Here is a 26,192-nt window from a genome sequence, read left to right as displayed (position 1 = left end):
CGCAAGCGGCACTAGGCCTCCTTGCACAGCGCCAGGATGGCTCCGGCGTCCTGCGCCTCCAGCGCTGCGGCAATGGTTTCCCCCAGCACTTCCGGGGCGTCGGCGGCGCCGCTGGCGTCGGCCACTGCGACCCGCGAGCCGTCCGGCGTGGCGATCATGGCGCGCAAGCGCATCTGGTCGCCGTCGATGGAGGCAAACGCCGCCAGCGGAACCTGGCAGCTGCCGCCAAAGGCGCGCGACAAGGTGCGCTCGGCGGTCACCGCCAGTTCCGTAGGCAAATGATTCAGGGGCGCGAGTATCTCTTGCAGGTCGGCACGGTCGGCGCGGATCTCGATCGCCATCGCGCCCTGGCCCGGCGCCGGCAAGCTCTGCTCCGGCTCGATCGGCGCCGTGATGCGGTCGGCCAGGCCAAGCCGCTTGAGGCCGGCCGCGGCCAGGATGATGGCGGCGTATTCGCCGCGGTCGAGCTTGGCCAGGCGGGTACCGAGATTACCGCGCAAGGGCTTGATCTGCAGCAAGGGGAAGCGCGCGGCGATCAGGGCCTGGCGGCGCAGGCTGCTGGTGCCGACGACGGCGCCTGCGGGCAATTGCTCCAGGCTGGCGTAGTCGTTCGAGACAAAGGCGTCGCGCGGATCTTCGCGCTCCAGCACGGCGCTGAGCACAAATCCGGGCGGCAGCTCCATCGGCATATCCTTGAGCGAATGCACCGCCAGGTCGGCGCGGCCTTCCGCCATCGCCACTTCCAGCTCCTTCACGAACAGGCCCTTGCCGCCGACCTTGGACAGGGTGCGATCAAGAATTTGATCGCCGCGGGTGGTCATGCCGAGGATTTCTATATTACAGTCTGGATATAATGCAGATAACCGTTCGCGCACGTGTTCCGCTTGCCACATGGCCAGCGGGCTTTCACGCGATGCGATCACCAACTTGGAAGGGGAGGATATTTTCGACACAAGTTCTTTCAGATTTTAGCTAGTGGAGTGTTTCGCATGTAATGGCGCTTAAGAAATGGCGTATTTTCGTGCCAGGCTAGGCGCAAACCGGAGCGATAGCTGGCTATCGCGAGGATTTGCAACGACGCATGGCGTGAAAAGACGCCGTTTATTAAGTGTCATTATGTGCGTAACACTACACCAAGCAGCGCGCTCGATTTTAGCATGCGCTGCGTACTGTTCCAGCGCACTGTCTCAGTTCAGCTTATATCAAAAAACTTATATAGACAGTGCCCGCTTGACAAGTTCCAAACCATCGTCCCCCACCCCAGAAAAGCTGATTGCACTCGTCCATTATGGCAAAACAATTGAATTCTGCTGTCCAGGTAAAAAAAGCCGCTCCCAATAAAGATGCTCCGCTCAAAGAAGATATCCGCCTGCTGGGCCGCCTGCTGGGCGACGTGCTGCGCGACCAGGAGGGCGACGCGGTATTTGAAGTTGTAGAAACCATACGCCAGACGGCGGTGCGCTTCCGCCGCGAATCGGATCCGCAGGCCGGCGCCGACCTCGACAAGCTGCTCAAGAAACTCACCCGCGACCAGACCAATTCGGTGGTGCGCGCGTTTTCCTATTTTTCGCACCTGGCCAATATCGCCGAAGACCAGCACCACAACCGGCGCCGCCGCGCCCACCTGCTGGCCGGTTCCGCGGCCCAGCCGGGAAGCGTCGCCCACGCCTTGAGCAAACTGGACGACGCCGGCGTCTCCGGCGCCACCGTGCGCAGCTTCCTGAAAGACGCCTTGATTTCGCCGGTGCTGACCGCCCACCCGACCGAAGTGCAGCGCAAGAGTATTCTCGATGCAGAGCGCGAGATCGCCCGCCTGCTGGCCGAGCGCGACCGGCCGTTGACCGCGAAAGAATTGCGCGACAACACCGAACTGCTGCGCGGCCGCATCGCCACCCTGTGGCAAACCCGGATGCTGCGCTATACCAAGCTGACGGTGGCCGACGAAATCGAGAATGCGCTGTCCTACTATCGCATCACCTTCCTGCGCGAACTGCCGGCGCTGTACGACGACATCGAAGGCGAAATCGCCACCCAGTTCCCGACCCGCGCCCGCCAGGCCGGCGCTAGCACTGAACTGGCGCCCTTCGTGCAGATGGGCAGCTGGATCGGCGGCGACCGCGACGGCAATCCCAACGTCAATGCCGGCACCATGCAACGCGCATTGTCGCGGCAATCGACTACCATCTTCGATTTTTACCTGGAAGAAGTGCATGCGCTGGGCGCGGAACTGTCGGTCTCGACCCTGATGGTCAGCGTCAACCAGGAACTGCTGGCACTGGCGGAAAGCTCGCCCGACACTTCGGACCACCGCGCCGACGAACCCTACCGCCGCGCCCTGATCGGGATTTATGCGCGGCTGGCCTCGACCGCGCGCGAACTCGGCGCCACCAACATCCTGCGCCAGGAAGTCGGCGCCGCCGACCACTACGCGACACCGCAGGAATTCACCCAGGAACTGCAGATCGTCGAAGACTCGCTGCGCGCCCACCACGGCAGCGCCCTGGTCAAGCCGCGGCTGGCGACGCTCAAGCGCGCTTCCGAAATTTTCGGCTTCCACCTGGCCTCGCTCGACATGCGCCAAAGTTCCGACGTCCACGAACGGGTGCTGACCGAACTGTTCGCCCAGGCCCAGGTAGAAGGCGCTTACGACAAGCTCAGCGAAGAACAGAAAATCGACCTGCTGCTGGCCGAATTGGCCAAACCGCGCTTGCTGTACTCGCCGTATATCGGCTATTCCGACGAAACCGTCTCCGAACTGTCGATCCTGCGCGCCGCCGGCGAGATGCGCCAGCGCTATGGCGCGCGCTCGATCCGCAACTACATCATTTCCCACACCGAGACCGTGTCCGATTTGCTGGAAGTGCTGCTGCTGCAACAGGAAACCGGCTTGCTGCGGCCCGCATCGACGACTGCCTCGGCCGCCGGCCAAGGCAAAGCCGCGCCTGGCGCGCTGGACGTGATGGTGATTCCGCTGTTCGAAACCATTCCCGACCTGCGCCGCGCCGCCGCGATCATGGAGCAGTTCATGGCCTTGCCGCCGGTGGAGCGGCTGATCGCCAAGCAAGGCAAGCTGCAGGAAGTCATGCTGGGTTACTCCGACTCCAACAAGGACGGCGGTTTCCTGACTTCCAACTGGGAGCTGTACAAGGCCGAGATCCAGCTGGTGCGCGTGTTTGACCGCGCCGGCGTCAAGCTGCGCCTGTTCCATGGCCGCGGCGGCACCGTCGGCCGCGGCGGCGGTCCGAGCTACCAGGCGATCCTGGCGCAACCGCCGGGCACCGTCAATGGCCAGATCCGCTTGACTGAACAAGGCGAGATCATCGCCTCCAAGTTCTCCAATCCGGAAATCGGCCGCCGCAACCTGGAGCTGCTGGTGGCGGCGACGCTGGAAGCGAGCCTGATGCCCAACAATGCCGACGCCAGGCAGGCCAAGAAGCTGGGCGAATTCGAGCAGCTGATGGATGGGCTGTCCGAGCGCGCTTACCAGTCCTACCGCAACCTGGTCTATGAAACTCCCGGTTTCACCGACTATTTCTTTGCAGCGACGCCGATCGCCGAGATCGCCGAACTGAACATCGGCTCGCGCCCTGCCTCGCGCAAATCGACGCGCCGCATCGAAGACTTGCGGGCGATTCCGTGGGGCTTTTCGTGGGGACAGTGCCGTTTGCTGCTGCCGGGCTGGTACGGCTTCGGCAGCGCCATCGAAAGCTGGCTCGAGGAAGGCAAGGACAGCAAGCTCAAGGCCCAGAAGCTGACGACATTGCGCGCCATGTACAAGGAATGGCCGTTCTTCGCCACCCTGCTGTCGAACATGGACATGGTGCTGTCGAAGACCGACCTGGCGGTGGCCTCGCGCTATGCCGGACTGGTCACCGACCGCAAGCTGCGCAACAGCATCTTCAAGCGCATCGTCGATGAACACGAACGCACCAGCAGCATCCTGTCGGCCATCACCGGCTCCAAGGACCGCCTGTCGGGCAATCCGCTGCTGGCGCGTTCGATCAAGAACCGCTTCGCCTACCTCGATCCGCTGAATCACTTGCAGGTCGAACTGATCAAGCGCCACCGCAGCGTGACCGCGGCCGGCCGCACGACGGAAGAACGGGTGAAACGCGGCATCCACCTGAGCATCAACGGCATCGCCGCCGGCTTGCGCAATACCGGCTAGCTGGAGGCGGCGGGCTGCTCTATGCTGGAACCGGCCGCCTTGGCCGGTTCGGCATCGAGCGCCGCACGCAGCCTTGGCAGGCTGTCCGGGTACTGCTGCGCGATGAAAGCGAGCATGGCTTCGCGGATGGCGCAGCGCAGGTCGAAGGCGGTGCCGGAATCCCTGGCGCTGACCAGCAGCCGCAGCTGCATGGCGCGCTCGCTGGCGTCGGTCACGTGCAGCACGCAGACCCGGCCGTCCCACAAAGGAGACTGCTTGCATATGCGCTCGAATTCGGCGCGCACGGCGGGCACCGGGACAGCGAAATCCAGCCACAGGAAAACCGTGCCGAGGATGGTCGAGGATTTATGCGTCCAGTTTTCGAAGGGGTTTTCGATAAACCATTGCAAGGGCACGATCATGCGCCTTTCATCCCAGATCCGCACCACCACGAAAGTGCCGGTGATTTCCTCGACCCGTCCCCATTCGCCCTTGACGATCAAGACGTCGTCGATGCGGATCGGCTGCGAAAACGCAATCTGCATGCCGGCGATGAAATTCCCCAGCACCGGCCGCGCCGCGATGCCTGCCACCAGGCCGGCGACCCCGGCCGAGGCCAGCAGGCTGGCGCCGAACTGGCGGGCGCCGGGCAAGGTCAGCAAGACGAAGCCCAGCCCGAGGAGCGCGGCAATGAAGTAAGCGCTGCGCGTCAGCACCCTGGTCTGGGTCAGGATGCGGCGGGCTTTCAGGTTGTCGGCGGCGCTGACCGGATTGAGCTGGACCACGGTGGCGCTTAACGCGCGGATGCAGCGCATCGCCAGCCAGGTCAGGGCGATGATCAGCGCCACCGAGGTCAGGTAGGACAGCGGCACCAGCCAGGGTGTCTCGTCCGGCGCCCCGGTCAGCACCAGGCGCACCGCGAACAGGATCAGGCACACCTGGCTGGCGTGGTACGCGATAAAACTGGCGTTGGCGACGTAGGGCCGGTTGCCTGCCAGCCGCCGCAGCAGCATGACGCCCGCATGGTGCAGCAAGCCGGCCAGCAACGCCGCCAGCACGGCCGCGCCAACGACGTAGAGGCTGCTCTCCAGGTATTGCAGTTCAGGGAAAATGCTCAGGTTCATCCGTGGCCCTCATCGGTTGGTCGAATCCGGCGCCGCTTCCTTGATCTGGACCGGCGCCGGACTAGAGTTTCTTTTGCATCAGCATGGCTTTGCCCATGGCTGGATCGAGTTCGTAGCCGGCAAACCCGGTGGACTTGTACAGTGCCTGGGCCAGCTTGTTGCCTTCCAGCACTTCCAGCGTCATCTTGCAGCAGCCCAGGCCGAGCGCTACCTGCTCCACCTGCGCCAGCAGCTTCTTCGAAATCCCGCGCCCGCGAAATTTGGCGGCGACCGCCAGGTCGTGGATATTGAGCAGCGGCTGGCAGGCAAACGTCGAAAATCCTTCAATGCAGATCGCCACTCCCGCCGGCTCGTCGCCGACAAAAGCCAGCACCACGTGGACATCGCTCCTTTTGCTGATGGCGGCAATCAGGTTGCTTTTGACGAAATCGGCGAGCTGCTGCCCGCCGCCCATGGCGTCCATGGCGTAGCCGTTCAGCAGTTCCACAATGGCGCTGGCGTGGCGGGGATCGGCAAATTCGGCATTCACTATCTGAGTCATGTTCCTGGTCCTGGTTCAGTATTGATGGATGTTTCCGATTTTATATCAGCACGGACAATGCCTTGCGGATGTCAAGTGCGTGCCAAAAAAGCGCAGCCGCTCCCCTTTTTGGTGACAATAATCGGCAGTGCTTGCCAACTTGGTGAACTGATACACCAATCTTGTATATCAGATCGGTGCATCAGTCCCGGCGGGCGCCTGGCATACGACTTGCTGATACGTCAGCATGACCGCCACCGCCAAATCGTCCACCCAGATCGCCGAACGGATCACCGAAGCGATGCTGGCGCGCAAACTGGCGCCCGGCACACGGCTGGGCGAGCAGCAGCTGGCGGAATTGTTCGGCGTCAGCCGCACCCAGATCCGCGAAGCCTTGACGCGCCTGGTGACACGCGGCATCGTCACCGTCAGCGCCCGCCGCGGCTGGTATGTGATCGAGCCGACCCCGGAAGATGCGCGCGATGCCTTCGAAGCGCGCCGGGTGCTGGAGCTGGGGCTGCTGCGCCATGCGCGGCCGATCAGCGCCGATGCCATCCGCAAGCTGCGCCAGCATGTCGAGCGTGAACAAGCGTCGCTGGAGGGCGACGATGTCGCCTCCCGCAGCTTCCTGCTGGGCGATTTCCACGTCTGCCTGTGCGAATCGTTCGGCAACACCTTGCTGGCCGACACCCTGCGCGACCTTACTACCCGCACTACCTTGACCGCCATGCAATACCAGTCTTCGCACCACGCCAGGCAATCCTGCGCCGAACACGTCGGCATCGTCGCCGCGCTGGAAGCCGGCGACCTGGAGCAGGCGGAACAACTGATGCACAACCATTTATGCAATGTCGAAGCAGGCCTGGACCAATCGCTGCGCAGCGATTCCCTGTCGCCGCTGCGACAGGCGCTGGCTCCGCTTTCCGAGAATGCCGACTTTGCAACATCACCCCCGCTAAAGGAGTTTTAACATGAAGTTCCCAAAAATTTTGCTCGCCTTGGCCGCCGCTGCCACCCTGTTCAGCAGCACTGCGCGGGCCGATGCGCTCGAGGACATCGTCAAGAGCGGCGTACTGAAGGTCGCCGTGCCGCAAGACTTCCCGCCGTTCGGTTCGGTCACCAGCGATCTCAAGCCACAGGGCCTGGATATCGATGTGGCCACCCTGATCGCCAAGAAAATGGGCGTCAAGATCGAACTGGTCCCGGTTACCAGCGCCAATCGCGTGCCCTACCTGCAAACCAAGAAAGTCGACCTGATCATTTCCAGCCTCGGTAAAAATCCGGAGCGGGAAAAAGTCATCGCCTTCAGCGACGCTTACGCTCCTTTCTATAACGGCGTGTTCGGCGGCGCCGACCAGAAAGTCAGCAGCGCGGCCGACCTGGCCGGCAAGACCGTGGGCGTGACCCGCGGCGCGGTGGAAGACCTGGAACTGACCAAGATCGCTCCCGCCAGCGCCACCATCAAGCGCTATGAAGACAATAACGGCACCATCAGCGCCTTCCTCTCCGGCCAGGTGCAGCTGGTAGCGACCGGCAACGTGGTGGCCGCAGCGATCATCGCCAAGCATCCGCCGAAGAAACCGGAAACAAAATTCCTGATCAAGAACTCGCCATGCTCGATCGGCCTCAACAAGGACGAACCGAAACTGCTCGACAAGGTCAACGCCATCCTGGCGCAGACCAAGAAGGACGGCGAGCTGAACGCACTGAGCGTGAAATGGCTGGGTCTGCCTTTGCCGGCCAACCTGTAAGCGCTGCTTGCCGCATCGACTAGCTTAAGGCGAGACATGAGTTATCACTTCGATTTCCTGGCGCCGTTCGACTATCCTGCCGTGCTGATCAAAGGCGTGCTGGTGACGATCGAACTGATCGCTATCGGCGGCGTGCTGGGCGTTGCCGTCGGCATCTTCGGCGCCTGGGCCCGCACCCAGGGACCGCGCTGGCTGCGGCCGCTGGTCAGCGCCTATGTTGAGCTGATCCGCAACACGCCGTTCCTGATCCAGCTGTTCTTCATTTTCTTCGGGCTGCCGGGGATAGGCCTGCAGATCGGCGAGATGGAAGCGGCGGTGCTGGCGATGGTGATCAACCTCGGCGCCTACAGCTGCGAAATCATCCGCGCCGGCATCGCCGCCGTCGCCCGCGGCCAGGTCGAAGCCGGCTTGAGCCTGGCGATGACCAGGATGCAGATATTCCGGCATGTGATCCTGCCCCCTGCCTTGCAAAAAATCTGGCCGGCGCTGTCGAGCCAGGTGGTGATCGTGATGCTCGGCTCGGCCGTATGTTCACAGATTGCGGTGGAAGAACTGGCGTACGCCGCCAACTTCATCCAGGGCCGCAATTTCCGCTCGTTTGAATCTTACCTGCTGTCTACCGCGATCTACCTGCTGCTGGCGATCGGCTTGCGGCAGCTGCTGCGCCTGATCGGCGACCGGCTGTTCGGCCGGCCCGCGGCCAAGGAGGCCACATGATTTCATTCTCTGTCTGGGACATCGTCCGCAACCTGCTGCTGGCGCTGCGCTGGACCGTGTTGCTGTCGCTGGCGTCGTTTGCCTTGGGCGGTCTGCTGGGATTGATCATCCTGTTCATGCGGACTTCAAAGCAAGCCTGGCTGCGCCGCCTGACCAAGATGTACATCGAACTGTTCCAGGGCACGCCTTTGCTGATGCAGCTGTTCCTGGCGTTTTTCGGGCTCGCCCTGTTCGGCCTGGAAGTGCCGGCCTGGCTCGCCGCTGCGCTGGCGCTGACTTGCTGGAGCAGCGCCTACCTGGCGGAAATCTGGCGCGGCTGCGTCGACGCCGTTCCGCGCGGCCAGTGGGAGGCATCGTCATGCCTGGCCATGAGCTACATGCAGCAGATGCGCCACGTGATCCTGCCGCAAGCCTTGCGCATCGCGATTCCGCCTACGGTCGGCTTCAGCGTGCAGATCGTCAAAGGCACCGCGGTCACCTCCATCATCGGCTTCGTCGAACTGTCGAAAGCCGGCACCATGATCACCAACGCCACGTTTCAGCCGTTCACCGTGTATGCACTGGTGGCGCTGATGTATTTTGCGCTGTGCTGGCCGCTGTCCAAATACAGCCAGTCTCTGGAAAGGAAATACAATGCCGCTAATCGCCATTGACAATGTAAAGAAAAGCTTCGGCGACAACCAGGTGCTGAAAGGCATCCGGCTCGATGTCGAAGCCGGTGAAGTGATCGCCATCATCGGCAAAAGCGGTTCCGGCAAGAGTACCTTGCTGCGCTGTATCAACGGCCTGGAAAGCATCGACGAAGGCAATATCAGCGTCGCCGGCGCGCACCTGGGCAAGACCGAGCTGGAGCTGCGGGCGCTGCGCCTGAAGGTCGGCATGATCTTCCAGCAGTTCAACCTGTTTCCGCACCTGACTGTCGGCCGCAACGTGATGCTGTCGCCGATGATCGTCAAGGGAACCACGGAGAGCGAGGCGCGCAAGTCGGCGCAGGAAAACCTGGCGCGGGTCGGCCTGGCTGAAAAATTCGACGCTTACCCGGACCAGCTCTCGGGCGGCCAGCAGCAGCGGGTGGCGATCGCACGCGCGCTGACGATGCAGCCGCAGGCCCTGCTGTGCGATGAAATCACCTCTGCGCTCGACCCGGAGCTGGTCAACGAAGTGCTGACGGTAGTGCGCGGCCTGGCGGAGGAAGGCATGACGCTGCTGATGGTGACCCATGAAATGCGGTTTGCCCGCGAAGTCTGCGACCGCGTGGTATTCATGCATCAAGGCAAGGTGCACGAAATCGGCCCGCCGGAAGAGATTTTTGCCAATCCCAAGACACTCGAACTGCAGCAATTCCTGGGCGCTTCGCACTGAAAAAAAGCCGGCTGGAAATTGGGGAACGGAGGGAGTTGTCCGCAATTCTGTAAAATTGAGGATCAGCTCCTGATTTGCTCCTGTTAACCATGGAAGTACACATGAATTCAATCAGCACCACCCCGCCGCTCGCAGCCGACCTGGTTTCCTTTATCGAAGGTTTGCCGAAAGCGGAACTGCACCTGCATATCGAAGGCACGCTGGAACCTGAATTGCTGTTCTCGCTGGCGCAACGCAACAATGTCGAACTGCCCTACGCTTCCGTGGAAGAACTGCGCGCCGCCTATGCTTTCACCGACCTGCAATCGTTTCTCGACCTGTATTACGCCGGCGCCGCGGTACTGCAGACCGAACAGGATTTTTATGACATGACGATGGCGTACATCGCCCGCTCGCGGGCAGACAACGTGCGCCACTCCGAAATATTCTTCGATCCGCAGACCCATACCGAACGCGGCATCAGCATCGACGTCGTATTCGCCGGCATCGCCCGCGCCCTGCGCGAAGCGCGCGACAGGCACGGCTTCAGCAGCGCCATGATCATGTCCTTCCTGCGCCATCTGTCGGAAGAGGAAGCGTTCGCTACCCTGGAAGAGGCGCTGCCCCTGCGCGCCCAGTATCGCGACCTGTGGATCGGCATCGGCCTGGATTCGGCCGAACGCGGCAACCCGCCGGAAAAATTTGCCCGCGTCTTCGCGCGCTGCCGCGAACTCGGGTTCCACCTGGTAGCCCACGCCGGCGAGGAAGGCCCGCCGGAATATGTCAGGGACGCGCTCGATGTATTGCACGTAGAACGCATCGACCACGGCGTGCGCAGCGAGGAAGATCCGGCCCTGATGAAGCGGCTGGCGCAACAACGCACCCCGCTGACGGTATGCCCGCTGTCCAACCTCAAGCTGTGCGTGGTCGACGACATGCGCAAGCACAACCTGGCGCGCATGCTGCATGCCGGCCTGGCGGTCACCGTCAACTCCGACGATCCGGCCTATTTCGGCGGCTACATGAACGCCAATTTCCTGGCGGTGGCGGCATCGCTGCGCTTGAGCCGCACCGAACTGGTGATGCTGGCGCGGAATGCGTTTGAAGCGACGTTCCTGCCGGCTGCGGCGAAACAGCAGCTGTTGCTGGAACTGGACGGCTACTGCATGGCGCACTGATCCTGCATCGGCTGCAACCGCTGTGCGCAAGCCGCCGCGCCTCACGGGCCTGGCGGTTTTTTTTCACGGCGGCGGCGCAAAAAATGGTCCGCATGCCTGATCTGCGGCAGCGCCATAACAAATCTGCACTACCCAAACCGCCGCTTCTGTATTGTCCTTGCAAGCCGGCCGGTTTCAGGGCACCATGGATAAGCAGCCAGATAGCCTGCCCTATCGATCCCGTCTGACTCTGCGCAACCGCTTTATCGTGGAGACCATGATGGACAACGTACTCGCCGCACCTCGCCTGACCAACGCCGGCATCCTGTTTTCGGTGACGGTCGAATTCCAGCAGTACCAGTGCCTGGTGCCAGCAACCACACTCTCAGACCTGTCGCATTCGAAAGATCCCAAGCTCGACCTGCTCGATACCTATCGTGCCTTCCAGACAAAAATCGAAGGCGTCGCACGGCGCCTGATCGGCGCCGGCATCGTCGGCAAGCCGCTGGTTATCGGCAGCGGCTATTTCCAATAATCCAAAACCGGACCTGGCTGCTTCGCTGCTGCGCATGCAATACATGCATGCGCGGGATCGTCACATGCCGGCAAACATGCGTTTCTTCAGCAAGGAAGCACGCAGCTTGTCGTACGCCAGGTTGAAAACGAAGGTATAAGGCAGGAAAAAAAGCAGCAGGCCGATGTCGAGGAACAGGGCATCGAGCAGGCTCATGTCCAGCCACCATGCCACCAGCGGCACCACGATCGCCACCAGCCCGGCTTCGAATGCGGTAGCGTGCACCACCCGCATGGCCATGGTGCGGACCAGGCGCCAGCGGCGCTCGATACGGTCGAACAGGCTGTTGAAAATCATGTTCCAGGTCATCGCCACCAGCGAAATCATCAGCGTCAGCAAACCCGCATGCGCCATCGGTATCTTCATCACCCACGACAAGACGGGTGCGGTCATGCCTACTGCCAGCACTTCAAATATCAGCGCGTGCATGGCGCGTTCGGTCCAGGTTTTATGCGTGTTCATATTGCCTCCATTGCTTCAGAAAACTCTGACGAAGCTATTTTCTTCGATTTACCTGATACTATAAAATCGATAACCATCGGATAAATCGATATATAGGAGCGAGTACGCCATGCGCCACTCACTGGAAACCCTGTTCATGTTTGTCGAGGCCGCCACACTGGGTTCGTTCTCGGCGGCGGCACGCAAGCTGGGCAAGCAGCAGTCCACCGTCAGCGAGGCGATCGCCAACCTGGAAATCGACCTCGGACTGACGCTGTTCGACCGTCGCACCCGCCGCCCGACGCTGACCGAGCAAGGCCGGGCCATGCTGGTCCACGCGCAGCAAGTGATAGAAGCTGCCGATCGCCTCGAACGTTCGGCGCACCGGCTGGCGGGTGGACTGGAGCCGCAGCTGACCCTGGTGCTGTCCGATACTTACCAGTCGGACCGCTTCGAACATATCCTCACCAGTTTCGAGCAACGCTACCCGGAGCTGGAACTGGAATGCATGATTGCGGAGCGCAACGACGTGGTTTCTTTGGTGCAGGAAGGACGCGCCAACCTCGGCCTGGTGGCGGCGCAGCCGGACTATCCGCCGGATATCGGCTTCGAATCGGTGCCGGACCGTTCCGCCATCGGCCTGTATGTCGGCAAGCAGCATCCGCTGGCAAAAGCCGCGCACATCTCCAGCGAGATGCTGCACGGTGCGCGCGAGCTGCGCCTGAGCACCTATGCCGACGAGCCTGTGCAGCGCCGCCGCGGCAAATGCTGGACGGCGTCCAGCTACCTGCTGCTGCTGGAAATGACGGAACTGGGTTTCGGCTGGGCCGAATTACCGTACTGGCTGGCCAAACGGTTTGCCGCCAACAGCCTGCTTGAGCTGCAGGTGCGCGGCTGGCCGAAAAGCATACAGGTCGACGCGGTCTGGTCGCGCCAACGCGGACTGGGACCAGCCGGCAGCTGGCTGCTGGATACCCTGATGGCGCGCTGACGCGGCCAGCCAGGGAAACGGCGACGCCTGGCGCGAATTTTGCTGGTATCGGGCATCACCCAGGGAAACAGACAAAAAATGTTAATCATCCTCGCCTCCGTCACTTTTGCCGTCCTGCTTGCCTTGTTCCTGCTGCACAAGGAACTGAAGACGCGCGGCTTCCTGTCGACTTACAACCGCAATGCCCGCTCCGATGCCCGCTTGCAGCGCAGCCGGACGATCAAGCCACACCACTGAGCCGCGGCAAGCTGTCACAGGCATGTGATAGTTAACGTCAAGAAGTGACAACAAATCGCCGCCGGCGCCTTGTCATCAAGGGGCCGGGCTAGCCTCGCCTTTCCGATGGGCAAAAAAAAGCCCGCAGAGCCTTGCGGCGCGGGCTGAATCCAAACCATAGGGGGTTGGAGGAGACGAAACCACTATAAATTGAAATATGGCGCACTGCAATATAGTAAAAATACGGTATCCAGACGCAAAAAAACCTGCGACCGTGAGGTAAGCAGGCTTATGTATTCGTACATTCATCAATACAGGAGAAGATTCCCGAAACCCAGTCCTATCTGGAAAGTGGCCCCGACGTGTAACGAATCTACTCTTGTATTGGCCCGTATCGCTTTATGCGTTACAGGCAATTTTTGAATTATACACAGATCTGCCCGGCAGTGCAAGCTAAAGTCTTGTGCAGCCTATTTCCCGCAAATACGGCGGACAAAAAAAAGCCCGCGGACCTTTCGGTGCGGGCTTGAATCCAAACCTTAGGAGGTGTTGGAGGAGACAGGTGTAACTATATAGAGACGGTCCGCGGACAGCCAATTTATTTAACGCATATCAGTTATTCACATGGATGATAGCGTTACCATCCGGTCGCCGCATAGGGCAGGCGACGCCCTTCCATGGCGCTGTGGCGCGCCAGTTCCAGGATTTCGGCAACACTGACGGCGGCGTCCGCCGTGACCGGAAACGGCACGCCGTCCTGGATCGAGGCGGCCAGCGCGCGATAAAACTCGACATAAGCGCCGTCCAAGGTAGCCAGTTCGCCGCGCAGGTCGAGTGCACCTTCCACTTCCCTGATCAAGCCAGGCGGGTTTTGGGCCCAGCCCGGCTGTCCGGGACGCAAGCCGGCCTTGAGCTGGTCTTCCTGGCTGTCGAGCCCGGTTTTCAGGTAGCTGCCGCGGCGGCCGTGGATCGTGAACCGCGGCGCCTCCAGGGCGCTCAGGGCGCTGGCATGCAAGACTACCTGCTTGTCGGCATAACCGAGCTGCAGGTGGACGTAGTCCTCCGCCTTGGCTTGCTCGCGGTAAGTGCCGATAGTCGCGTTGACGCTTTGCGGGGCGCCAAACAAAGTCAGCGCCTGGTCGACCAGATGCGGCCCAAGGTCATACAGCAGGCCGCCGCCGTTCAAGGCATTCTCGCGCCAGCGTTGCCGCACTAAGGGCCTGAAACGATCGAAATGCGACTCGAAATGCGTGATCTGGCCAAGCCGGCCGCTCGCGACCAGCGCTTGCACGGTGCGGAAATCACCGTCCCAGCGCCGGTTATGGAACGGCGCCAGCAGCAGCTTGCTGTCGGCGGCCGTGCGCGCCAGGATGCGCGCCTCTTCTGCGCTCAGGGTGACCGGCTTGTCGACCACCACGTGCTTGCCGGCAGCCAGCGTGCGCCGGGCGAATTCAAAATGGGTGTCGTTCGGGGTTGCGATCACGATGCAGTCGAGCGCGCCATCGGCCAGCAAGGCGTCGAGGTCGGCAACAATGCGCGCTTCCGGCCAGGCTTGGGCGGCGGCCTCGGCCTGGCTGCTGGCAATCGCGCTGACTGCGGTGCGGCCCGAGTGTCCGATCAGCGGCGCGTGGAAGGTGGCGCCGGCAAAGCCGTAGCCTAAAAGGCCTATGTTCAGCATGGGTTTCTCTTTCCATTGCATGGTGGACCGAAAGTTACCCACAGAAATTGTGGACAGTCCTGTGGATAACCATCAAGAATTTTAATCAAGTGTTTGATTTATATGATTTTTTACTAAGCGCACAAACTTGATACCACGGGCATAACTTGCGGCCCGCCGGGATCGCCGTTCAGGCCGCCGAAGAATCGATATCCGCCAGGGACTCCCGTCCTTTTTCGGTGATGTCGTAACCATCGCCCGCCGGCCTGGCGCTGACATGCCCTTTCTTGCCGAGGAACATGGCGACATCGGCCGCCAGTTTGACGCCGGGATCGCTGGCCACGGCGCGCAGGCCGTCTATGCAGTTCCTGATGAACAAGGTCTGCTGCCCTTTCTCGGTCAATGACAGGCCGCCGTTCTTTTCATATGCAATGTACTTCAGTCCCGCCAGGCGCTTGGTATTCCGTGCCACGCAAGCGCTCACCCTGCCGTGCGTTCCCTTGCGGATCTGTTCCAGGGCGTCGTATTCATCTCTTGTCAAACCGTCGTTCATTACTGCTTCCTCTGTAGAATTCGCCATGCTGCGACCCTCATGGTACGCGCCGCAACGGATAGCGGCAATGGATAGCGGCCACGCGGGCGGACGCAGCGCCGGATGAACGCATCGATTGCTACAATCGTTAAATAAAATCTGGTATCGTTACCGCAGGTATTCCAACCTCGCGCACAAGGAGACATTTATGGATTTAACAGAAAAATTCGACGCCAAAGGCAAAGAAACAGGGAACGCCTATCATGTCGAGTGCTATAAAGACTCGATTGAAAGAGCCACCGCAAACGGCACCGTCGCCTCCCTGCCCGGGCGGGAAATCTATAAACTGGCGGATGGACGGGCGCTGACCCCGTACGCGGAAGGAAAATTTGTCATTGACCAGACTGGCGAAAAGATCGTCCGGGTCTGAGCCGCATTAGCCACTTGCCTTGATAGGCATCATGAAAGCCTGCGCGCCGTGAGGACGCAGGCTTTTTCATTGGGCCCGCAGGATTGGATAAGAATCGCCCTACGCTCGTCCGCCCTCGCGCAGGGTCCGGATCAGCAGGTCCGCCATGATGTTGCCGTCGAATTCGCGGAATCCACGCTGGTAAACCAGCGCGCCCACCGCGATCAGCCGGAACAGCTCTTCCTCTGTCAGCTTGTAAGACAATTTCGCGATTTCGTTGGCAAACATCTGTACGATGTCGTCGTCGCTGGTGAGCGGCACCTGGCGACTTGCCCTATCCCACATCTCGATGATTTTCGCAGCCTTCATAGAAACCTCCGGAAGACTTTTTATTATAGATGCCGCCCCGCAAATATCCAGTACCGTGCGCCGGTTGCGGCAACTGTCAGAGCAGGCACAATGTGGCGATATTGCCGGGAAAATAACTATAGCGGATGCTGTACAGGCTGCCTTTGACGCATGAGGGCGACAAGCTCGTCGCCAGCCTCAGCGTGAGGCGGGATTGCCGTTGCTGCAACTCGCATACTTCCGCATCCAGGAAATCGAAATAACGGCCGACAAATGGATAGAGCGCCTTGAACAGGCTTTCCTTGGCCGAAAAAACCAGGCTCAGCCAGTCTCCGAGAGCCAGGCCGGCGGCCTCGCCCATGGCCAGCTCCGACGCTTTCATCAGGTGTTCATGCAACGGCTGCGCCGCCTCGTCGGTGAGGATCCGTTCGATATCGATTCCCAGCCCGCGCCAGTCCCGGGTACTGGCCGCCACCGCAATCGCCAGGCCGTCGCCATGACTGATCGAACCCAGGTAACCGGTTGGCCACAGCGGCGCCCGATGCTGGCCGATAGCGAGTGTCGCCTGGCTGTCGTGGCCGAGCTTTTGCAACGCTTCACGAGCGCAAAACCTGCCGGCGGCGAACTCCACCTGGCGTTTCAGCACCGCGCGCGCCATGCTGTCGGGCAGGACTATGCCGCTGGCCTGCAGCCGCTCCAGCTGTCCGGCGTCGACCGTATAGCGCAAACCGGCCCGGCAAATGGCGTCCGGCATTTCCGGTAAAACAATCTCGGTCATTTCATCTGCTGGAATTTGCATGGGCTGGAGGGATTAAACGATTCTGGGCAGGCGGCAAAACATTATAGCGGCCGGAAAACGAAAAACCCGCGCACCTTGCGGCGGCGGGTTAATCCGGAGGCAACAAAACTGGTGCCGGTGATCGAGGCTACCGGCCAACCTGCTGATGGCAAAACACTCTTCGAAAAACCCTGGCCGGGCTTTATAAGTGAGCACTAAATCAACACCTCGCATGCTACCCGCCTAACATGACGGCGGTATGACTGCTCTATGACAATTGCCGGTTTTACCTATGCCAGGCAGCCGAAAAAAAAGCCCGTGAACCTTGCGGCCACGGGCTGAATCCAAACTCGGGGAGAGTTGTAGAAGACGTAGCCATTGTAGCGATTCCGGCAGGCCGGCACAGCTGTCATTGTTGACAGGTAGCAACTTTCCCTTTCCAGCGCCCCTGTCCCGTAAGTTTGTCGTAAGTTTCAAGCAAGTCCCGCGTAAGGTTTCGCCTGCACACTCCAAGACAGCTGCACCAAATATAAATAATCAAGGAGACCGGCATGGCCACAATACAACCTACCGCAGGCGGGCTGAAACCTGCTGCACGGGGCATCACACCGGAGGAGCGCAAAGTCATCTTTGCCTCGTCGCTGGGCACCGTATTCGAATGGTATGACTTTTACCTGTACGGCTCGCTGGCGGCCATCATCGCCAAGCAGTTCTTCTCCGGCACCGATCCAAACACCGGTTTCATCTTCGCCTTGCTGGCGTTTGCCGCCGGCTTTATCGTGCGTCCCTTCGGCGCGCTGGTGTTCGGCCGCCTGGGCGACATGATCGGCCGCAAATTCACCTTCCTGGTGACGATCCTGATCATGGGCGCCTCGACCTTCATTGTCGGCATCCTGCCAAACTACGCCACCATCGGCATTGCCGCCCCTATCATCCTGATCACCTTGCGCATCCTGCAAGGCCTGGCGCTGGGCGGCGAGTACGGTGGTGCGGCGACCTATGTCGCTGAACACGCACCAGACGATAAGCGCGGCGCATTCACCTCCTGGATTCAAACTACCGCAACGCTGGGACTGTTCCTGTCGCTGCTGGTGATCCTGGGTGTCCGCAGCGCCGTCGGCGAAGAAGCATTTTCTTCATGGGGCTGGCGCATTCCTTTCCTGGTCTCGGTCATCTTGCTGGCGGTCTCGGTCTGGATTCGCTTGTCGATGAATGAGTCGCCGGCTTTCGCCAAGATGAAGGCTGAAGGCAAGACTTCCAAAGCGCCGCTGACGGAAGCTTTCGGCAAATGGAAAAACCTGAAGCTGGTGATCCTGGCCCTGATCGGCCTGACCGCCGGCCAGGCCGTGGTCTGGTACACCGGCCAGTTCTATGCCCTGTTCTTCCTGACACAATCGCTGAAGGTCGACATGTCGACTGCCAACATACTGATCGCGCTGGCCCTGCTGCTGGGCACACCGTTCTTCGTGATCTTCGGTACGCTGTCCGACAAGATCGGCCGCAAGCCGATCATCATGGCCGGCTGCCTGATTGCAGCGCTGACCTACTTCCCGATCTTTTCCGGCCTGACCCACTACGCCAACCCGGCGCTGGAAGCAGCGCTCAAGAGCGCACCGGTGATCGTCACTGCCGACCCTGCCACTTGCCAATTCCAGTTCAACCCTACCGGCACCAAAAAATTCACATCGTCTTGCGATATCGCCAAGGCCAAGCTGTCGGCAGCTTCGGTGAACTATGAAAACGTCGCCGGCGCTCCTGGTTCGGTTGCCACCATCAAGATCGGCGAAAAGATCCTGACATCGTATGACGCCAAAGGCTTGTCGAAAGAAGATGCCGCGGCCAAGGACAAGGCATTCTCGGCAGAACTGGCCGGCGACATCAAAGGCGCAGGTTATCCAAGCAAAGCCGATCCGGACCAGATGAACAAGCCGATGGTGCTGTTGCTGCTGTTCATCCTGGTGCTCTACGTGACCATGGTGTACGGCCCGATTGCGGCGATGCTGGTGGAAATGTTCCCTACCCGCATCCGCTATACCTCGATGTCCATGCCTTACCACATCGGCAACGGCTGGTTCGGCGGCTTGCTGCCGACCACTGCTTTTGCGCTGGTGGCGTTCAAGGGCGACATCTACTATGGCCTGTGGTATCCGATCATCATCGCGGCAGCCACTTTCGTCATCGGCATGCTGTTTGTCAAGGAAACCAAGGACTACGATATTTACCAAGCCGAGCGCTAATGAACGATATGGCATATGCTTACGGCTATGCCTGAGCAGCGCCGGAAGAGCCGCCAGATGATTCTGGCGGCTTTTTTCATTTTGCCAACTGTCCTTGTGTCTTGATATTTGTTATTGTCAGGCGTTGGCCAACGATAAAATATCCTCTTTGCGAATTTTTCACCGTCATCACCCACCCACCGATCAACGACTAACAGCAAATTCGCGGCGCAAGGCAACCAGGCGCCGCAGCTCCTTTCCTATATGAAGACACCCACCAGAATCGGCACCCCGCTTTCCCCTTCCGCCACCAAGGTCATGCTGCTAGGCTCCGGCGAACTCGGCAAGGAAGTCATCATCTCGCTGCAGCGGCTCGGCGTCGAAGTGATTGCCGTTGACCGTTACCCGAACGCTCCCGGCCACCAGGTCGCGCACCGTTCGCACGTGATCAACATGGCCGACGGCGCGGCGCTGGAAGCGTTGATTGCGCAAGAACAGCCTGACCTGGTCGTGCCGGAAATCGAAGCAATTGCCACCGAAACCCTGGTCGCGCTGGAAGCCGCCGGCAAGGTCACCGTGATTCCCACCGCGCGCGCCGCCTGGCTGACCATGAACCGCGAAGGCATACGCCGCCTGGCCGGCGAGACGCTGGCGCTGGCGACTTCGCCCTACCGTTTCGCCAACAACCTGGACGAACTGAAAACCGCTTGCGCGGCGATCGGCTTTCCGTGCGTGATCAAGCCGGTCATGTCTTCTTCCGGCAAGGGCCAGTCGAAGCTCGACGGCGCCGATGAAATCGAAGCCGCCTGGGCCTATGCCGCCGCCGGCGGCCGGGTCGATTCGGGACGGGTCATCGTCGAGGGTTTCATCGATTTCGATTATGAGATCACGCTGCTGACGGTGCGCGCGCTGCAGCAGGACGGCAGCATCGCCACCCATTTCTGCGAACCGATCGGCCACATCCAGGTGCAGGGCGATTACGTCGAATCCTGGCAACCGCATCCGATGCATCCGGAAGCGCTGCTCAAGGCGCGCGATATCGCCAAGAAAGTCACCGACAACCTGGGCGGCCTCGGCCTGTTCGGCGTCGAACTGTTCGTCAAGAACGAGATGGTCTGGTTCTCCGAAGTCAGCCCGCGTCCGCACGACACCGGCATGGTGACCATGGCCAGCCAGCAGCAAAGCGAATTCGAACTGCACGCCAAGGCGATCCTGGGCCTGCCGGTGAATGTCGCCTTGCGCAGCCCGGCGGCATCGGCGGTCATCTACGGCCAGCACGACGCCAAGGGCATCGCCTTTGAAGGCGTGGCCGACGCGCTGCGCGTGCCGGGCGTGGATATCCGCCTGTTCGGCAAGCCGGAATCTTTCGCCCGCCGGCGCATGGGCGTGGCCCTGGCCACCGCCGACGACGTCGAGACCGCGCGCATCAGGGCCAAACAGGCTGCCGCCAAAGTCAAACCGGTAATCGTGGAATAATTAACGGCGCAGCAGCACGGTAGCAGAGGGTAGTAGAGACATCGCCCCAGATCCTGGGGCGGTCCGGATTAAAACAACAAGGTCCCGTCAGGGAATAACCAAGCATCCACCATGAAATTCGATGTCGCCATCATCGGCAGCGGCCTGGCCGGCCTGTCGGTCGCGCTGCACCTTGCCGAGAACAACAAGGTTGCAGTCATCTCCAAACGCGCGCTGCTCGACGGCGCCAGCAACTGGGCCCAGGGCGGCATTGCCGCCGTGCTGGATTCCGGCGACAGCCACGAACAGCACATCAACGACACCCTTGTCGCCGGCGCCGGCCTGTGCGATGAAAGCGCTACCCGCTTCATCGTCGAAAACGGCCGCGCCGCCATCGAATGGCTGATTGAACAGGGCGTGCCGTTCACGCCCGACTCCAGCGCCGAACTGGGCTTCCACCTGACGCGCGAAGGCGGCCACAGCCAGCGCCGCATCATCCACGCCGCCGACGCTACCGGCCATGCGGTGCAGGTGACGCTGGAACAAAAAGTGCGCGCCCATCCCAACATCACGCTGCTGGAAGATCATTACGCAATCGACCTGATCACCTCCAAGAAGGTGGCGACAGGCGATACGGCGCCGCGCTGCCTTGGCCTGTACGCCAAGAACGTCAAGACCGGCAAGGTGCTGACCCTGGCCGCCAACCACACGGTGCTCGCCACCGGCGGCGCCGGCAAGGTCTACCTGTACACCACCAATCCCGACAGCGCCACCGGCGACGGCATCGCCATGGCCTGGCGCGCCGGCTGCCGGGTCGCCAACATGGAATTCATCCAGTTCCATCCGACCTGCCTGTACCACCCTTACGCCAAATCGTTCCTGATCACCGAAGCGATACGCGGCGAAGGCGGCGTGCTCAAGCTGCCGGATACCGAAGGCGCCGACGCCGGCATGCGCTTCATGCCGGCCCATGACGAGCGTGCCGAACTGGCGCCGCGCGACGTGGTGGCGCGGGCAATCGACTTCGAAATGAAGAAGCGCGGCCTGGACCATGTCGACCTAGACATCACCCACAAGTCGCCGGAATTCCTGAAAGAACATTTCCCGACCATCTATGCGCGTTGCCTGGAACTCGGCATCGACATCACCAAACAGGCGATCCCGGTGGTGCCGGCGGTCCACTTCACTTGCGGCGGCATCGTTACCGACCTGAACGGCCGCACCGACCTGCCCGGCTTGTATGCCGTTGGCGAAACCGCCTACACCGGCCTGCACGGCGCCAACCGCCTGGCCAGCAATTCGCTGCTGGAATGCGTGGTGATCGGCCGCGCCACCGCCAAGTTCATCGCCCAGCAAGAGAAGCCGAAAGCCGTCTCGCTGCCGGCCTGGGACGAAAGCCGCGTGACGGATGCCGACGAGGAAGTCGTGATCTCCCACAACTGGGACGAGCTGCGCCGCTTCATGTGGAATTACGTCGGCATCGTACGCACCAACAAACGCCTGGAGCGCGCCCAGCACCGGATCCGTTTGCTCAAGGAAGAAATCGACGAATATTATGCGCACTTCCGCATCAGCCGCGATTTGCTGGAGCTGCGCAACCTGGTGCAGGTGGCGTCGCTGATCGTCGAAAGCGCTTTGTCGCGCCATGAAAGCCGCGGCCTGCACTACAGCCAGGATTATCCGGAAACGCTGGCCAAGGCATTGCCTAGCGTGCTCACGCCGCAGCGCCGCTAGTCCATCCGCGCGCATGCGAATTGCGCGCCAAGAAACGGGGTGTCCGCTGCCGGAAACGGCGCGACACTACCGTTCTCCAAGAAAATTGCAAGAATCATGACGTCACCACTTCCGCACGCCCTTCCCCGTTCTCTGGTCGCCCTCACCTGGTCCAATCTTGCGGCGCAATCGGCCGAGCAGCTCAGCCTGGCGGCGACGCCCATCATGGCGGTGCTGATACTCGGCGCCGGGCCGGGTGAAATCGGCACGCTGGCCGCGGTGCAATCGCTGCCGTTTCTGCTGCTCTCGATCCCGTTCGGCCTGCTGGCCGACCGCACCTCGCGCAAACGCCTGATGGTGACCGCCGAGGTGCTGCGCATGCTGGCCTTGCTGGGCGTGCTGGCGGCGCTCCTGTCGAATCACCTGTCGATCGGATTGCTGGCGGTGCTCGGCTTCATCGGCGCCGTCGGCACTGTCGGTTTCAGCGTCGCCGCCCCGGCCATCGTGCCGGCACTGGTAGGGCGCGAGCTGCTGGCGAAAGCCAACGGCCGGCTGGAACTGGCCCGCAGCGCTGCCTTTGCCGCCGGTCCCGCTCTCGGCGGCGCGCTGACTTCATGGGCCGGCGCCTCGACCGCGTTCGTGCTGGCGGCTATCCTGTCCGGCTCGGCCGTGGCGCTGCTGCTGCAGCTGCGCGAACCGCAACGCACGCCGGCGGCGCCGCGCCATCCCCTGCTGGAGCTGCGCGACGGCGCCCACATGGTCTGGCGCGACAACCTGCTGCGGCCGATCCTGCTGACCGCGGTGGCCTGGAACATCTCCTGGTTCGTGCTGCAGGCTGCCTATGTGCCCTATGCGGTGCGCAAGCTCGGGCTGAGCGCCAGCGCGGTCGGCATGACGCTTGGCGCGTATGGCGTCGGCATGATGGTGGGCGCCCTGCTGACGCCGCGGATCGTGGCCAGGCTGCCGTTCGGCCGCGCGATCCAGATCGGCCCGGCGATCTCGGTGCTGGCCGCATCGACAATGGTGGCGACGCTTGCGGTTCCGAGCGGGATCCTGGCGGCCCTGTCGTTTTTCCTGTTCGGCGTTGGTCCGATCATCTGGGTCATCACCTCCACCACGCTGCGCCAGACTGTCACGCCGGGCGCCATGCTGGGACGGGTGTCGGCGATTTTCCTGACGGTCAACACCGGCGCGCGGCCGATCGGCGCCGCCCTCGGCGGCCTGGTCGGCGCACGCTGGGGCGAACCGGCCTGCCTGGTGCTGGCGCTGGCCGGCTTCGCGGTGCAGGCCTGGATCATTTTCGATTCCGAGGTGCGCGTGCTGGAGCGCCTGCCGGCGCCGCTGGCCTAGCTGGCCTGATCTGCAACAGTGTCGCTTCCGCCTCATCTCGGCTATGCTTGGATCTCAAACTAAAAAAATGAGGAGAAACGATGAGCGCAGCATCGCAGCAAATCACATCTGCCCCGGCGCCGGCGCAAAACAGCGCCAGGCGCGTGATCTTCGCCAGTTTCATCGGCACCGCCATAGAATTCTACGATTTCTACGTCTACGCAACCGCGGCGGCGCTGGTCATCGGCCCGGTATTTTTCCCGCATGACTCGCCGACGGCGCAAGCGCTGTCGGCGTTTGTGACGTTCGGCATCGCGTTTATCGCACGGCCGGTCGGCGCTTTCCTGTTCGGCCATTTCGGCGACCGCATCGGACGCAAATCCACGCTGGTGCTTTCGCTGCTGGTGATGGGCGTCGCCACCACGCTGATCGGCTTCCTGCCGGGTTACGACTCCATCGGTGCGGCGGCGCCTGCCCTCCTGTGCGTGCTGCGTTTTGCCCAAGGCATAGGCTTGGGCGGCGAATGGGGCGGCGCGGCGCTGCTGGCGACCGAATATGCGCCGCCGGGGAAACGCGGCAGGTACGGCATGTTCCCGCAGCTTGGCCCTTCCGTCGGTTTCCTGATGGCCAATGGCCTGTTCCTTGCCTTGGCCTTGAGCCTGTCGGATGAACAGTTCAAGGGCTGGGGCTGGCGCATCCCGTTCATTTTCAGCGCGGTGCTGGTGGTGCTGGGCTTGTATGTGCGGCTGAAGATCGCCGAAACGCCGGTATTTGCCGCCGCGCTGGAGAAGCACGAACGCGTGAAGGTGCCGGCCGTTACCCTGTTCCAGCACCACTGGCGTCCGGTGATGCTGGGCTCGGTGGCAATGATTGTCTGCTACACCTTGTTCTATATCGCGACCGTGTTTTCGCTGTCTTACGGTGTCGGCACGCTGCATATCCCGCGCCAGGAATTCCTCGCGCTGCTGTGCCTGGCGGTGGTGTTCATGGCGCTGGCGACGCCATTCTCAGCCATGGCCAGCGACCGCTTCGGCCGGCGCCCGGTGCTGATCGCCGGCACGCTGGCAGCGATCGCCGCGGGCTTCACCATGCAGCCGCTGTTCGGCAGCGGCAACATGGCGGCGATCGCCTTGTTCCTGATCATCTTCCTGTTCCTGATGGGAGTGACCTTCGCTCCCATGGGAGCCCTGTTGCCGGAACTGTTTCCTACCAGCGTACGGTATACCGGCGCCGGCGTGTCGTACAACATCGGCGGCATCCTGGGCGCATCGGTTGCACCTTATATCGCGCAACTGCTGGCGCAGCGCGGCGGCCTGGCGTATGTCGGCGCCTACGTATCGGCGGCCGCGGCGCTCAGCCTGGGCGCGGTGCTGTGCATGCGCGAGACGCGCCACGACAGCCTGCAGCAGCCATAGAAAAACAAACGCAGCATTTCATTAAAACCAACGGAGACAGAAGTTGAAACAGCCATCCTTTTCCTCGAAAAAAAACTTGCTCGCCGCCGTGCTGTTCCCGGCGCTGGCCTTGAGCGCCGGCATGGCGCTGGCGGCCCCCGTGGCGCCGGTGTACGACCTGGCGCAAAAAGAAAAACCGGTAATGATGGACACCATGCGCGACCTGGTGAATATCGAATCGGGCAGCGGAGATCTTGAAGGCCTTGCCAAGATCGCCGCCCTGATCCGTGATCGCCTGACGAAACTTGGCGGCAAGGCTGAATTGCTGGACGCGCCGGAAATCTACCGGATGGGCGACACCCCGGAAAAGATCGGGCAGATCGTGCATGCGGTTTTCAAGGGCAACGGCAAGCGCAAGATCATGCTGATCGCGCACATGGACACGGTGTACCTGCGCGGCATGCTGAAAGACCAGCAATACCGGGTTGACGGCGACAAGGCTTACGGCCTCGGCATCGCCGACGACAAGCAAGGCGTCGCCACCATCCTGCATACCATCGCCATCCTGCAAAAAATCGGCTTCAAGGACTACGACACGCTGACGGTGCTGATCAACGGCGACGAGGAAATCAGTTCGCCCGGCGGCCGCAGCCTGCATACCAGGCTGGGCGCCGAACAGGACGCCGTGTTTTCCTATGAAGGCGGCGGCGCCCAAGGCCAGCTGCGGCTGGCGACCAGCGGCATCGCCGCGGCGTACCTGACGGTCGAGGGAAAATCTTCGCATGCCGGAGCTGCGCCGGAAAGAGGCGTCAACGCCTTGTATGAATTGTCGCACCAGGTGTTGCAGATGGATTCCTTGTCGCAACCGTGGCGCGGCTTGAAACTGAACTGGACCGTGGCGCAGGCCGGCACCAACCGCAACGTGATCCCGGCCAGCGCCAGCGCACAAGCCGATGCCCGCGCCTTGAAGATGAGCGACTTCGAGCAGCTGCAGGAACAGATGCAAGAACGCGTCAAGAAGCAGCTGATCCCGGACGCCAAGGTCCATCTGAAATTTGAAATGCGGCGGCCGCCGCTGGAAGCCAATGCTGCTTCGCGCGCCGTGTCGGCTTACGGCCAAAAGATCTACCAGGAACTGGACCTGCCGATGACGATAGTAGATACGGCCAGCGGCGGCGGCACCGATGCCGCATTCGCCGCACTGAAATCGAAGGGAGCCGTGATTGAGGGAATGGGGTTGACCGGCTATGGCGCGCATTCAAATGACGCCGAATACGTCTTGCTGAACAGCATCGTTCCGCGCCTGTACCTGTCGACGCGGCTGATCATGGATTTTGCCCAGGGCAAAGTCCAGTAGGACAGCATACGCGGCTGGGCAGGTT

At 61.6% G+C, this 26,192-nt stretch carries 25 protein-coding genes; 17 read left to right on the top strand and 8 right to left on the bottom strand.

Going from position 1 to position 26,192, the window contains the following annotated elements; translation table 11 throughout:
* Nucleotides 1-11: 11 nt before the first annotated feature.
* Entirely contained in the window at nt 12-953 is a 942-nt protein-coding gene (gene hemC, locus AC07RZ_RS00250) for a hydroxymethylbilane synthase (protein WP_494666459.1), read from the bottom strand.
* Nucleotides 954-1,288: 335 nt separating this feature from the next.
* Between hemC and ppc the strand changes: the two genes are divergently transcribed.
* Nucleotides 1,289-4,168: a phosphoenolpyruvate carboxylase gene (gene ppc / locus AC07RZ_RS00245; protein ID WP_494666458.1), complete on the top strand. Its 2,880-nt coding sequence runs from the start codon at nt 1,289-1,291 to the stop codon at nt 4,166-4,168.
* Here the strand turns inward: ppc and AC07RZ_RS00240 are convergent.
* Nucleotides 4,165-5,271, bottom strand: coding sequence for a mechanosensitive ion channel family protein (locus AC07RZ_RS00240; protein WP_494666457.1), 1,107 nt, complete (start codon nt 5,269-5,271; stop codon nt 4,165-4,167). The two genes, ppc and AC07RZ_RS00240, sit on opposite strands and share 4 nt — an antisense overlap.
* 61 nt (nt 5,272-5,332) lie before the next feature.
* A complete protein-coding gene (locus tag AC07RZ_RS00235; RefSeq protein ID WP_144740323.1) occupies nt 5,333-5,812 on the bottom strand; it encodes a GNAT family N-acetyltransferase in 480 nt (159 codons plus the stop codon).
* 226 nt (nt 5,813-6,038) lie between these two features.
* Here AC07RZ_RS00235 and AC07RZ_RS00230 point away from each other — a divergent pair, with 226 nt between their 5' ends.
* The 7 genes from AC07RZ_RS00230 to AC07RZ_RS00200 all read left to right on the top strand — a co-directional run bounded on the left by AC07RZ_RS00230 (nt 6,039) and on the right by AC07RZ_RS00200 (nt 11,292).
* The gene (locus AC07RZ_RS00230) at nt 6,039-6,761 is read left to right on the top strand and encodes a GntR family transcriptional regulator (protein ID WP_144740320.1); all 723 of its coding nucleotides are present in this window, start codon (nt 6,039-6,041) and stop codon (nt 6,759-6,761) included.
* 1 nt (nt 6,762) lies between these two features.
* Nucleotides 6,763-7,542, top strand: a complete 780-nt coding sequence (locus AC07RZ_RS00225; protein ID WP_144740317.1) for a transporter substrate-binding domain-containing protein — start codon at nt 6,763-6,765, stop codon at nt 7,540-7,542.
* A gap of 36 nt (nt 7,543-7,578) precedes the next feature.
* On the top strand, nt 7,579-8,259 hold the full coding sequence (locus AC07RZ_RS00220) for an amino acid ABC transporter permease (RefSeq protein WP_342828159.1): 681 nt from the start codon (nt 7,579-7,581) through the stop codon (nt 8,257-8,259).
* Nucleotides 8,256-8,912 (top strand): amino acid ABC transporter permease, encoded by a 657-nt coding sequence (locus tag AC07RZ_RS00215; RefSeq protein ID WP_092398571.1) that lies wholly within the window; start codon nt 8,256-8,258, stop codon nt 8,910-8,912. Before AC07RZ_RS00220 ends, AC07RZ_RS00215 begins: the two co-directional genes overlap by 4 nt.
* Nucleotides 8,893-9,621 (top strand): amino acid ABC transporter ATP-binding protein, encoded by a 729-nt coding sequence (locus AC07RZ_RS00210; RefSeq protein WP_144740311.1) that lies wholly within the window; start codon nt 8,893-8,895, stop codon nt 9,619-9,621. Before AC07RZ_RS00215 ends, AC07RZ_RS00210 begins: the two co-directional genes overlap by 20 nt.
* A 101-nt stretch (nt 9,622-9,722) precedes the next feature.
* Nucleotides 9,723-10,778: an adenosine deaminase gene (locus AC07RZ_RS00205; protein WP_144740308.1), complete on the top strand. Its 1,056-nt coding sequence runs from the start codon at nt 9,723-9,725 to the stop codon at nt 10,776-10,778.
* Between the two features lie 256 nt (nt 10,779-11,034).
* Complete coding sequence (locus AC07RZ_RS00200; protein WP_186450592.1) at nt 11,035-11,292, top strand: DUF1488 family protein; 258 nt, start codon at nt 11,035-11,037, stop codon at nt 11,290-11,292.
* A gap of 60 nt (nt 11,293-11,352) precedes the next feature.
* Here AC07RZ_RS00200 and AC07RZ_RS00195 read toward each other — a convergent pair whose 3' ends face one another.
* Nucleotides 11,353-11,793 carry a multidrug/biocide efflux PACE transporter gene (locus AC07RZ_RS00195; protein ID WP_494666456.1) on the bottom strand — a complete coding sequence of 147 codons (441 nt, stop codon included), beginning with the start codon at nt 11,791-11,793 and terminating at the stop codon, nt 11,353-11,355.
* Between the two features lie 109 nt (nt 11,794-11,902).
* On the opposite strand from AC07RZ_RS00195, the gene AC07RZ_RS00190 reads away from it, so the two are divergent.
* Together AC07RZ_RS00190 and AC07RZ_RS00185 are read left to right on the top strand one after the other, a co-directional pair.
* Nucleotides 11,903-12,763 (top strand): LysR family transcriptional regulator, encoded by an 861-nt coding sequence (locus AC07RZ_RS00190; protein ID WP_494666455.1) that lies wholly within the window; start codon nt 11,903-11,905, stop codon nt 12,761-12,763.
* A 78-nt stretch (nt 12,764-12,841) separates the two neighbouring features.
* Entirely contained in the window at nt 12,842-13,000 is a 159-nt protein-coding gene (locus AC07RZ_RS00185) for a hypothetical protein (RefSeq protein WP_175501026.1), read from the top strand.
* Nucleotides 13,001-13,616: 616 nt separating this feature from the next.
* Here AC07RZ_RS00185 and AC07RZ_RS00180 read toward each other — a convergent pair.
* Complete coding sequence (locus AC07RZ_RS00180) at nt 13,617-14,657, bottom strand: oxidoreductase (RefSeq protein ID WP_494666454.1); 1,041 nt, start codon at nt 14,655-14,657, stop codon at nt 13,617-13,619.
* 169 nt (nt 14,658-14,826) lie between these two features.
* A complete protein-coding gene (locus tag AC07RZ_RS00175; protein WP_494666453.1) occupies nt 14,827-15,189 on the bottom strand; it encodes a hypothetical protein in 363 nt (120 codons plus the stop codon).
* 187 nt (nt 15,190-15,376) lie between these two features.
* On the opposite strand from AC07RZ_RS00175, the gene AC07RZ_RS00170 reads away from it, so the two are divergent.
* Nucleotides 15,377-15,598, top strand: a complete 222-nt coding sequence (locus tag AC07RZ_RS00170) for a hypothetical protein (protein ID WP_092398501.1) — start codon at nt 15,377-15,379, stop codon at nt 15,596-15,598.
* Between the two features lie 99 nt (nt 15,599-15,697).
* Here the strand turns inward: AC07RZ_RS00170 and AC07RZ_RS00165 are convergent, their stop codons facing one another.
* Nucleotides 15,698-15,946 carry a hypothetical protein gene (locus AC07RZ_RS00165; protein WP_144740293.1) on the bottom strand — a complete coding sequence of 83 codons (249 nt, stop codon included), beginning with the start codon at nt 15,944-15,946 and terminating at the stop codon, nt 15,698-15,700.
* Between the two features lie 76 nt (nt 15,947-16,022).
* Nucleotides 16,023-16,703 (bottom strand): 4'-phosphopantetheinyl transferase family protein, encoded by a 681-nt coding sequence (locus tag AC07RZ_RS00160; protein ID WP_494666452.1) that lies wholly within the window; start codon nt 16,701-16,703, stop codon nt 16,023-16,025.
* A gap of 551 nt (nt 16,704-17,254) precedes the next feature.
* On the opposite strand from AC07RZ_RS00160, the gene AC07RZ_RS00155 reads away from it, so the two are divergent.
* The 6 genes from AC07RZ_RS00155 to AC07RZ_RS00130 all read left to right on the top strand — a co-directional run bounded on the left by AC07RZ_RS00155 (nt 17,255) and on the right by AC07RZ_RS00130 (nt 26,167).
* The gene (locus AC07RZ_RS00155; protein WP_494666451.1) at nt 17,255-18,940 is read left to right on the top strand and encodes an MFS transporter; all 1,686 of its coding nucleotides are present in this window, start codon (nt 17,255-17,257) and stop codon (nt 18,938-18,940) included.
* A 243-nt stretch (nt 18,941-19,183) separates the two neighbouring features.
* The gene (gene purT / locus AC07RZ_RS00150) at nt 19,184-20,395 is read left to right on the top strand and encodes a formate-dependent phosphoribosylglycinamide formyltransferase (protein WP_494666450.1); all 1,212 of its coding nucleotides are present in this window, start codon (nt 19,184-19,186) and stop codon (nt 20,393-20,395) included.
* A 111-nt stretch (nt 20,396-20,506) separates the two neighbouring features.
* On the top strand, nt 20,507-22,108 hold the full coding sequence (nadB, locus tag AC07RZ_RS00145) for an L-aspartate oxidase (protein ID WP_494666449.1): 1,602 nt from the start codon (nt 20,507-20,509) through the stop codon (nt 22,106-22,108).
* Between the two features lie 96 nt (nt 22,109-22,204).
* Nucleotides 22,205-23,437: an MFS transporter gene (locus AC07RZ_RS00140; protein ID WP_494666448.1), complete on the top strand. Its 1,233-nt coding sequence runs from the start codon at nt 22,205-22,207 to the stop codon at nt 23,435-23,437.
* An 80-nt stretch (nt 23,438-23,517) separates the two neighbouring features.
* The gene (locus tag AC07RZ_RS00135) at nt 23,518-24,831 is read left to right on the top strand and encodes an MFS transporter (RefSeq protein WP_494666447.1); all 1,314 of its coding nucleotides are present in this window, start codon (nt 23,518-23,520) and stop codon (nt 24,829-24,831) included.
* 76 nt (nt 24,832-24,907) lie between these two features.
* On the top strand, nt 24,908-26,167 hold the full coding sequence (locus tag AC07RZ_RS00130) for a M20/M25/M40 family metallo-hydrolase (RefSeq protein WP_494666772.1): 1,260 nt from the start codon (nt 24,908-24,910) through the stop codon (nt 26,165-26,167).
* The last annotated feature ends 25 nt before the right edge of the window (nt 26,168-26,192 follow it).

This window comes from Collimonas sp. GW821-FHT07E08 (genome assembly GCF_059418905.1).
The sequence above is the reverse complement of the archived record's forward strand: the minus strand, read 5'-3'. Positions and strand labels throughout refer to the sequence as shown.

What these genes read in the sequence shown, in the direction of transcription:
- AC07RZ_RS00215 (WP_092398571.1), top strand. Translation starts at nt 8,256, where the DNA reads ATGATTTCATTCTCTGTCTGGGACATCGTCCGCAACCTGCTGCTGGCG.
- AC07RZ_RS00190 (WP_494666455.1), top strand. Translation starts at nt 11,903, where the DNA reads ATGCGCCACTCACTGGAAACCCTGTTCATGTTTGTCGAGGCCGCCACA.
- AC07RZ_RS00195 (WP_494666456.1), bottom strand. Translation starts at nt 11,793, where the DNA reads ATGAACACGCATAAAACCTGGACCGAACGCGCCATGCACGCGCTGATA.
- AC07RZ_RS00160 (WP_494666452.1), bottom strand. Translation starts at nt 16,703, where the DNA reads ATGACCGAGATTGTTTTACCGGAAATGCCGGACGCCATTTGCCGGGCC.
- AC07RZ_RS00200 (WP_186450592.1), top strand. Translation starts at nt 11,035, where the DNA reads ATGATGGACAACGTACTCGCCGCACCTCGCCTGACCAACGCCGGCATC.
- AC07RZ_RS00205 (WP_144740308.1), top strand. Translation starts at nt 9,723, where the DNA reads ATGAATTCAATCAGCACCACCCCGCCGCTCGCAGCCGACCTGGTTTCC.
- AC07RZ_RS00165 (WP_144740293.1), bottom strand. Translation starts at nt 15,946, where the DNA reads ATGAAGGCTGCGAAAATCATCGAGATGTGGGATAGGGCAAGTCGCCAG.
- AC07RZ_RS00155 (WP_494666451.1), top strand. Translation starts at nt 17,255, where the DNA reads ATGGCCACAATACAACCTACCGCAGGCGGGCTGAAACCTGCTGCACGG.
- AC07RZ_RS00140 (WP_494666448.1), top strand. Translation starts at nt 22,205, where the DNA reads ATGACGTCACCACTTCCGCACGCCCTTCCCCGTTCTCTGGTCGCCCTC.
- AC07RZ_RS00235 (WP_144740323.1), bottom strand. Translation starts at nt 5,812, where the DNA reads ATGACTCAGATAGTGAATGCCGAATTTGCCGATCCCCGCCACGCCAGC.
- AC07RZ_RS00210 (WP_144740311.1), top strand. Translation starts at nt 8,893, where the DNA reads ATGCCGCTAATCGCCATTGACAATGTAAAGAAAAGCTTCGGCGACAAC.
- AC07RZ_RS00240 (WP_494666457.1), bottom strand. Translation starts at nt 5,271, where the DNA reads ATGAACCTGAGCATTTTCCCTGAACTGCAATACCTGGAGAGCAGCCTC.
- AC07RZ_RS00225 (WP_144740317.1), top strand. Translation starts at nt 6,763, where the DNA reads ATGAAGTTCCCAAAAATTTTGCTCGCCTTGGCCGCCGCTGCCACCCTG.
- AC07RZ_RS00230 (WP_144740320.1), top strand. Translation starts at nt 6,039, where the DNA reads ATGACCGCCACCGCCAAATCGTCCACCCAGATCGCCGAACGGATCACC.
- AC07RZ_RS00135 (WP_494666447.1), top strand. Translation starts at nt 23,518, where the DNA reads ATGAGCGCAGCATCGCAGCAAATCACATCTGCCCCGGCGCCGGCGCAA.
- AC07RZ_RS00175 (WP_494666453.1), bottom strand. Translation starts at nt 15,189, where the DNA reads ATGAACGACGGTTTGACAAGAGATGAATACGACGCCCTGGAACAGATC.
- nadB (WP_494666449.1), top strand. Translation starts at nt 20,507, where the DNA reads ATGAAATTCGATGTCGCCATCATCGGCAGCGGCCTGGCCGGCCTGTCG.
- AC07RZ_RS00180 (WP_494666454.1), bottom strand. Translation starts at nt 14,657, where the DNA reads ATGCTGAACATAGGCCTTTTAGGCTACGGCTTTGCCGGCGCCACCTTC.
- AC07RZ_RS00185 (WP_175501026.1), top strand. Translation starts at nt 12,842, where the DNA reads ATGTTAATCATCCTCGCCTCCGTCACTTTTGCCGTCCTGCTTGCCTTG.
- AC07RZ_RS00170 (WP_092398501.1), top strand. Translation starts at nt 15,377, where the DNA reads ATGGATTTAACAGAAAAATTCGACGCCAAAGGCAAAGAAACAGGGAAC.
- AC07RZ_RS00220 (WP_342828159.1), top strand. Translation starts at nt 7,579, where the DNA reads ATGAGTTATCACTTCGATTTCCTGGCGCCGTTCGACTATCCTGCCGTG.
- purT (WP_494666450.1), top strand. Translation starts at nt 19,184, where the DNA reads ATGAAGACACCCACCAGAATCGGCACCCCGCTTTCCCCTTCCGCCACC.
- ppc (WP_494666458.1), top strand. Translation starts at nt 1,289, where the DNA reads ATGGCAAAACAATTGAATTCTGCTGTCCAGGTAAAAAAAGCCGCTCCC.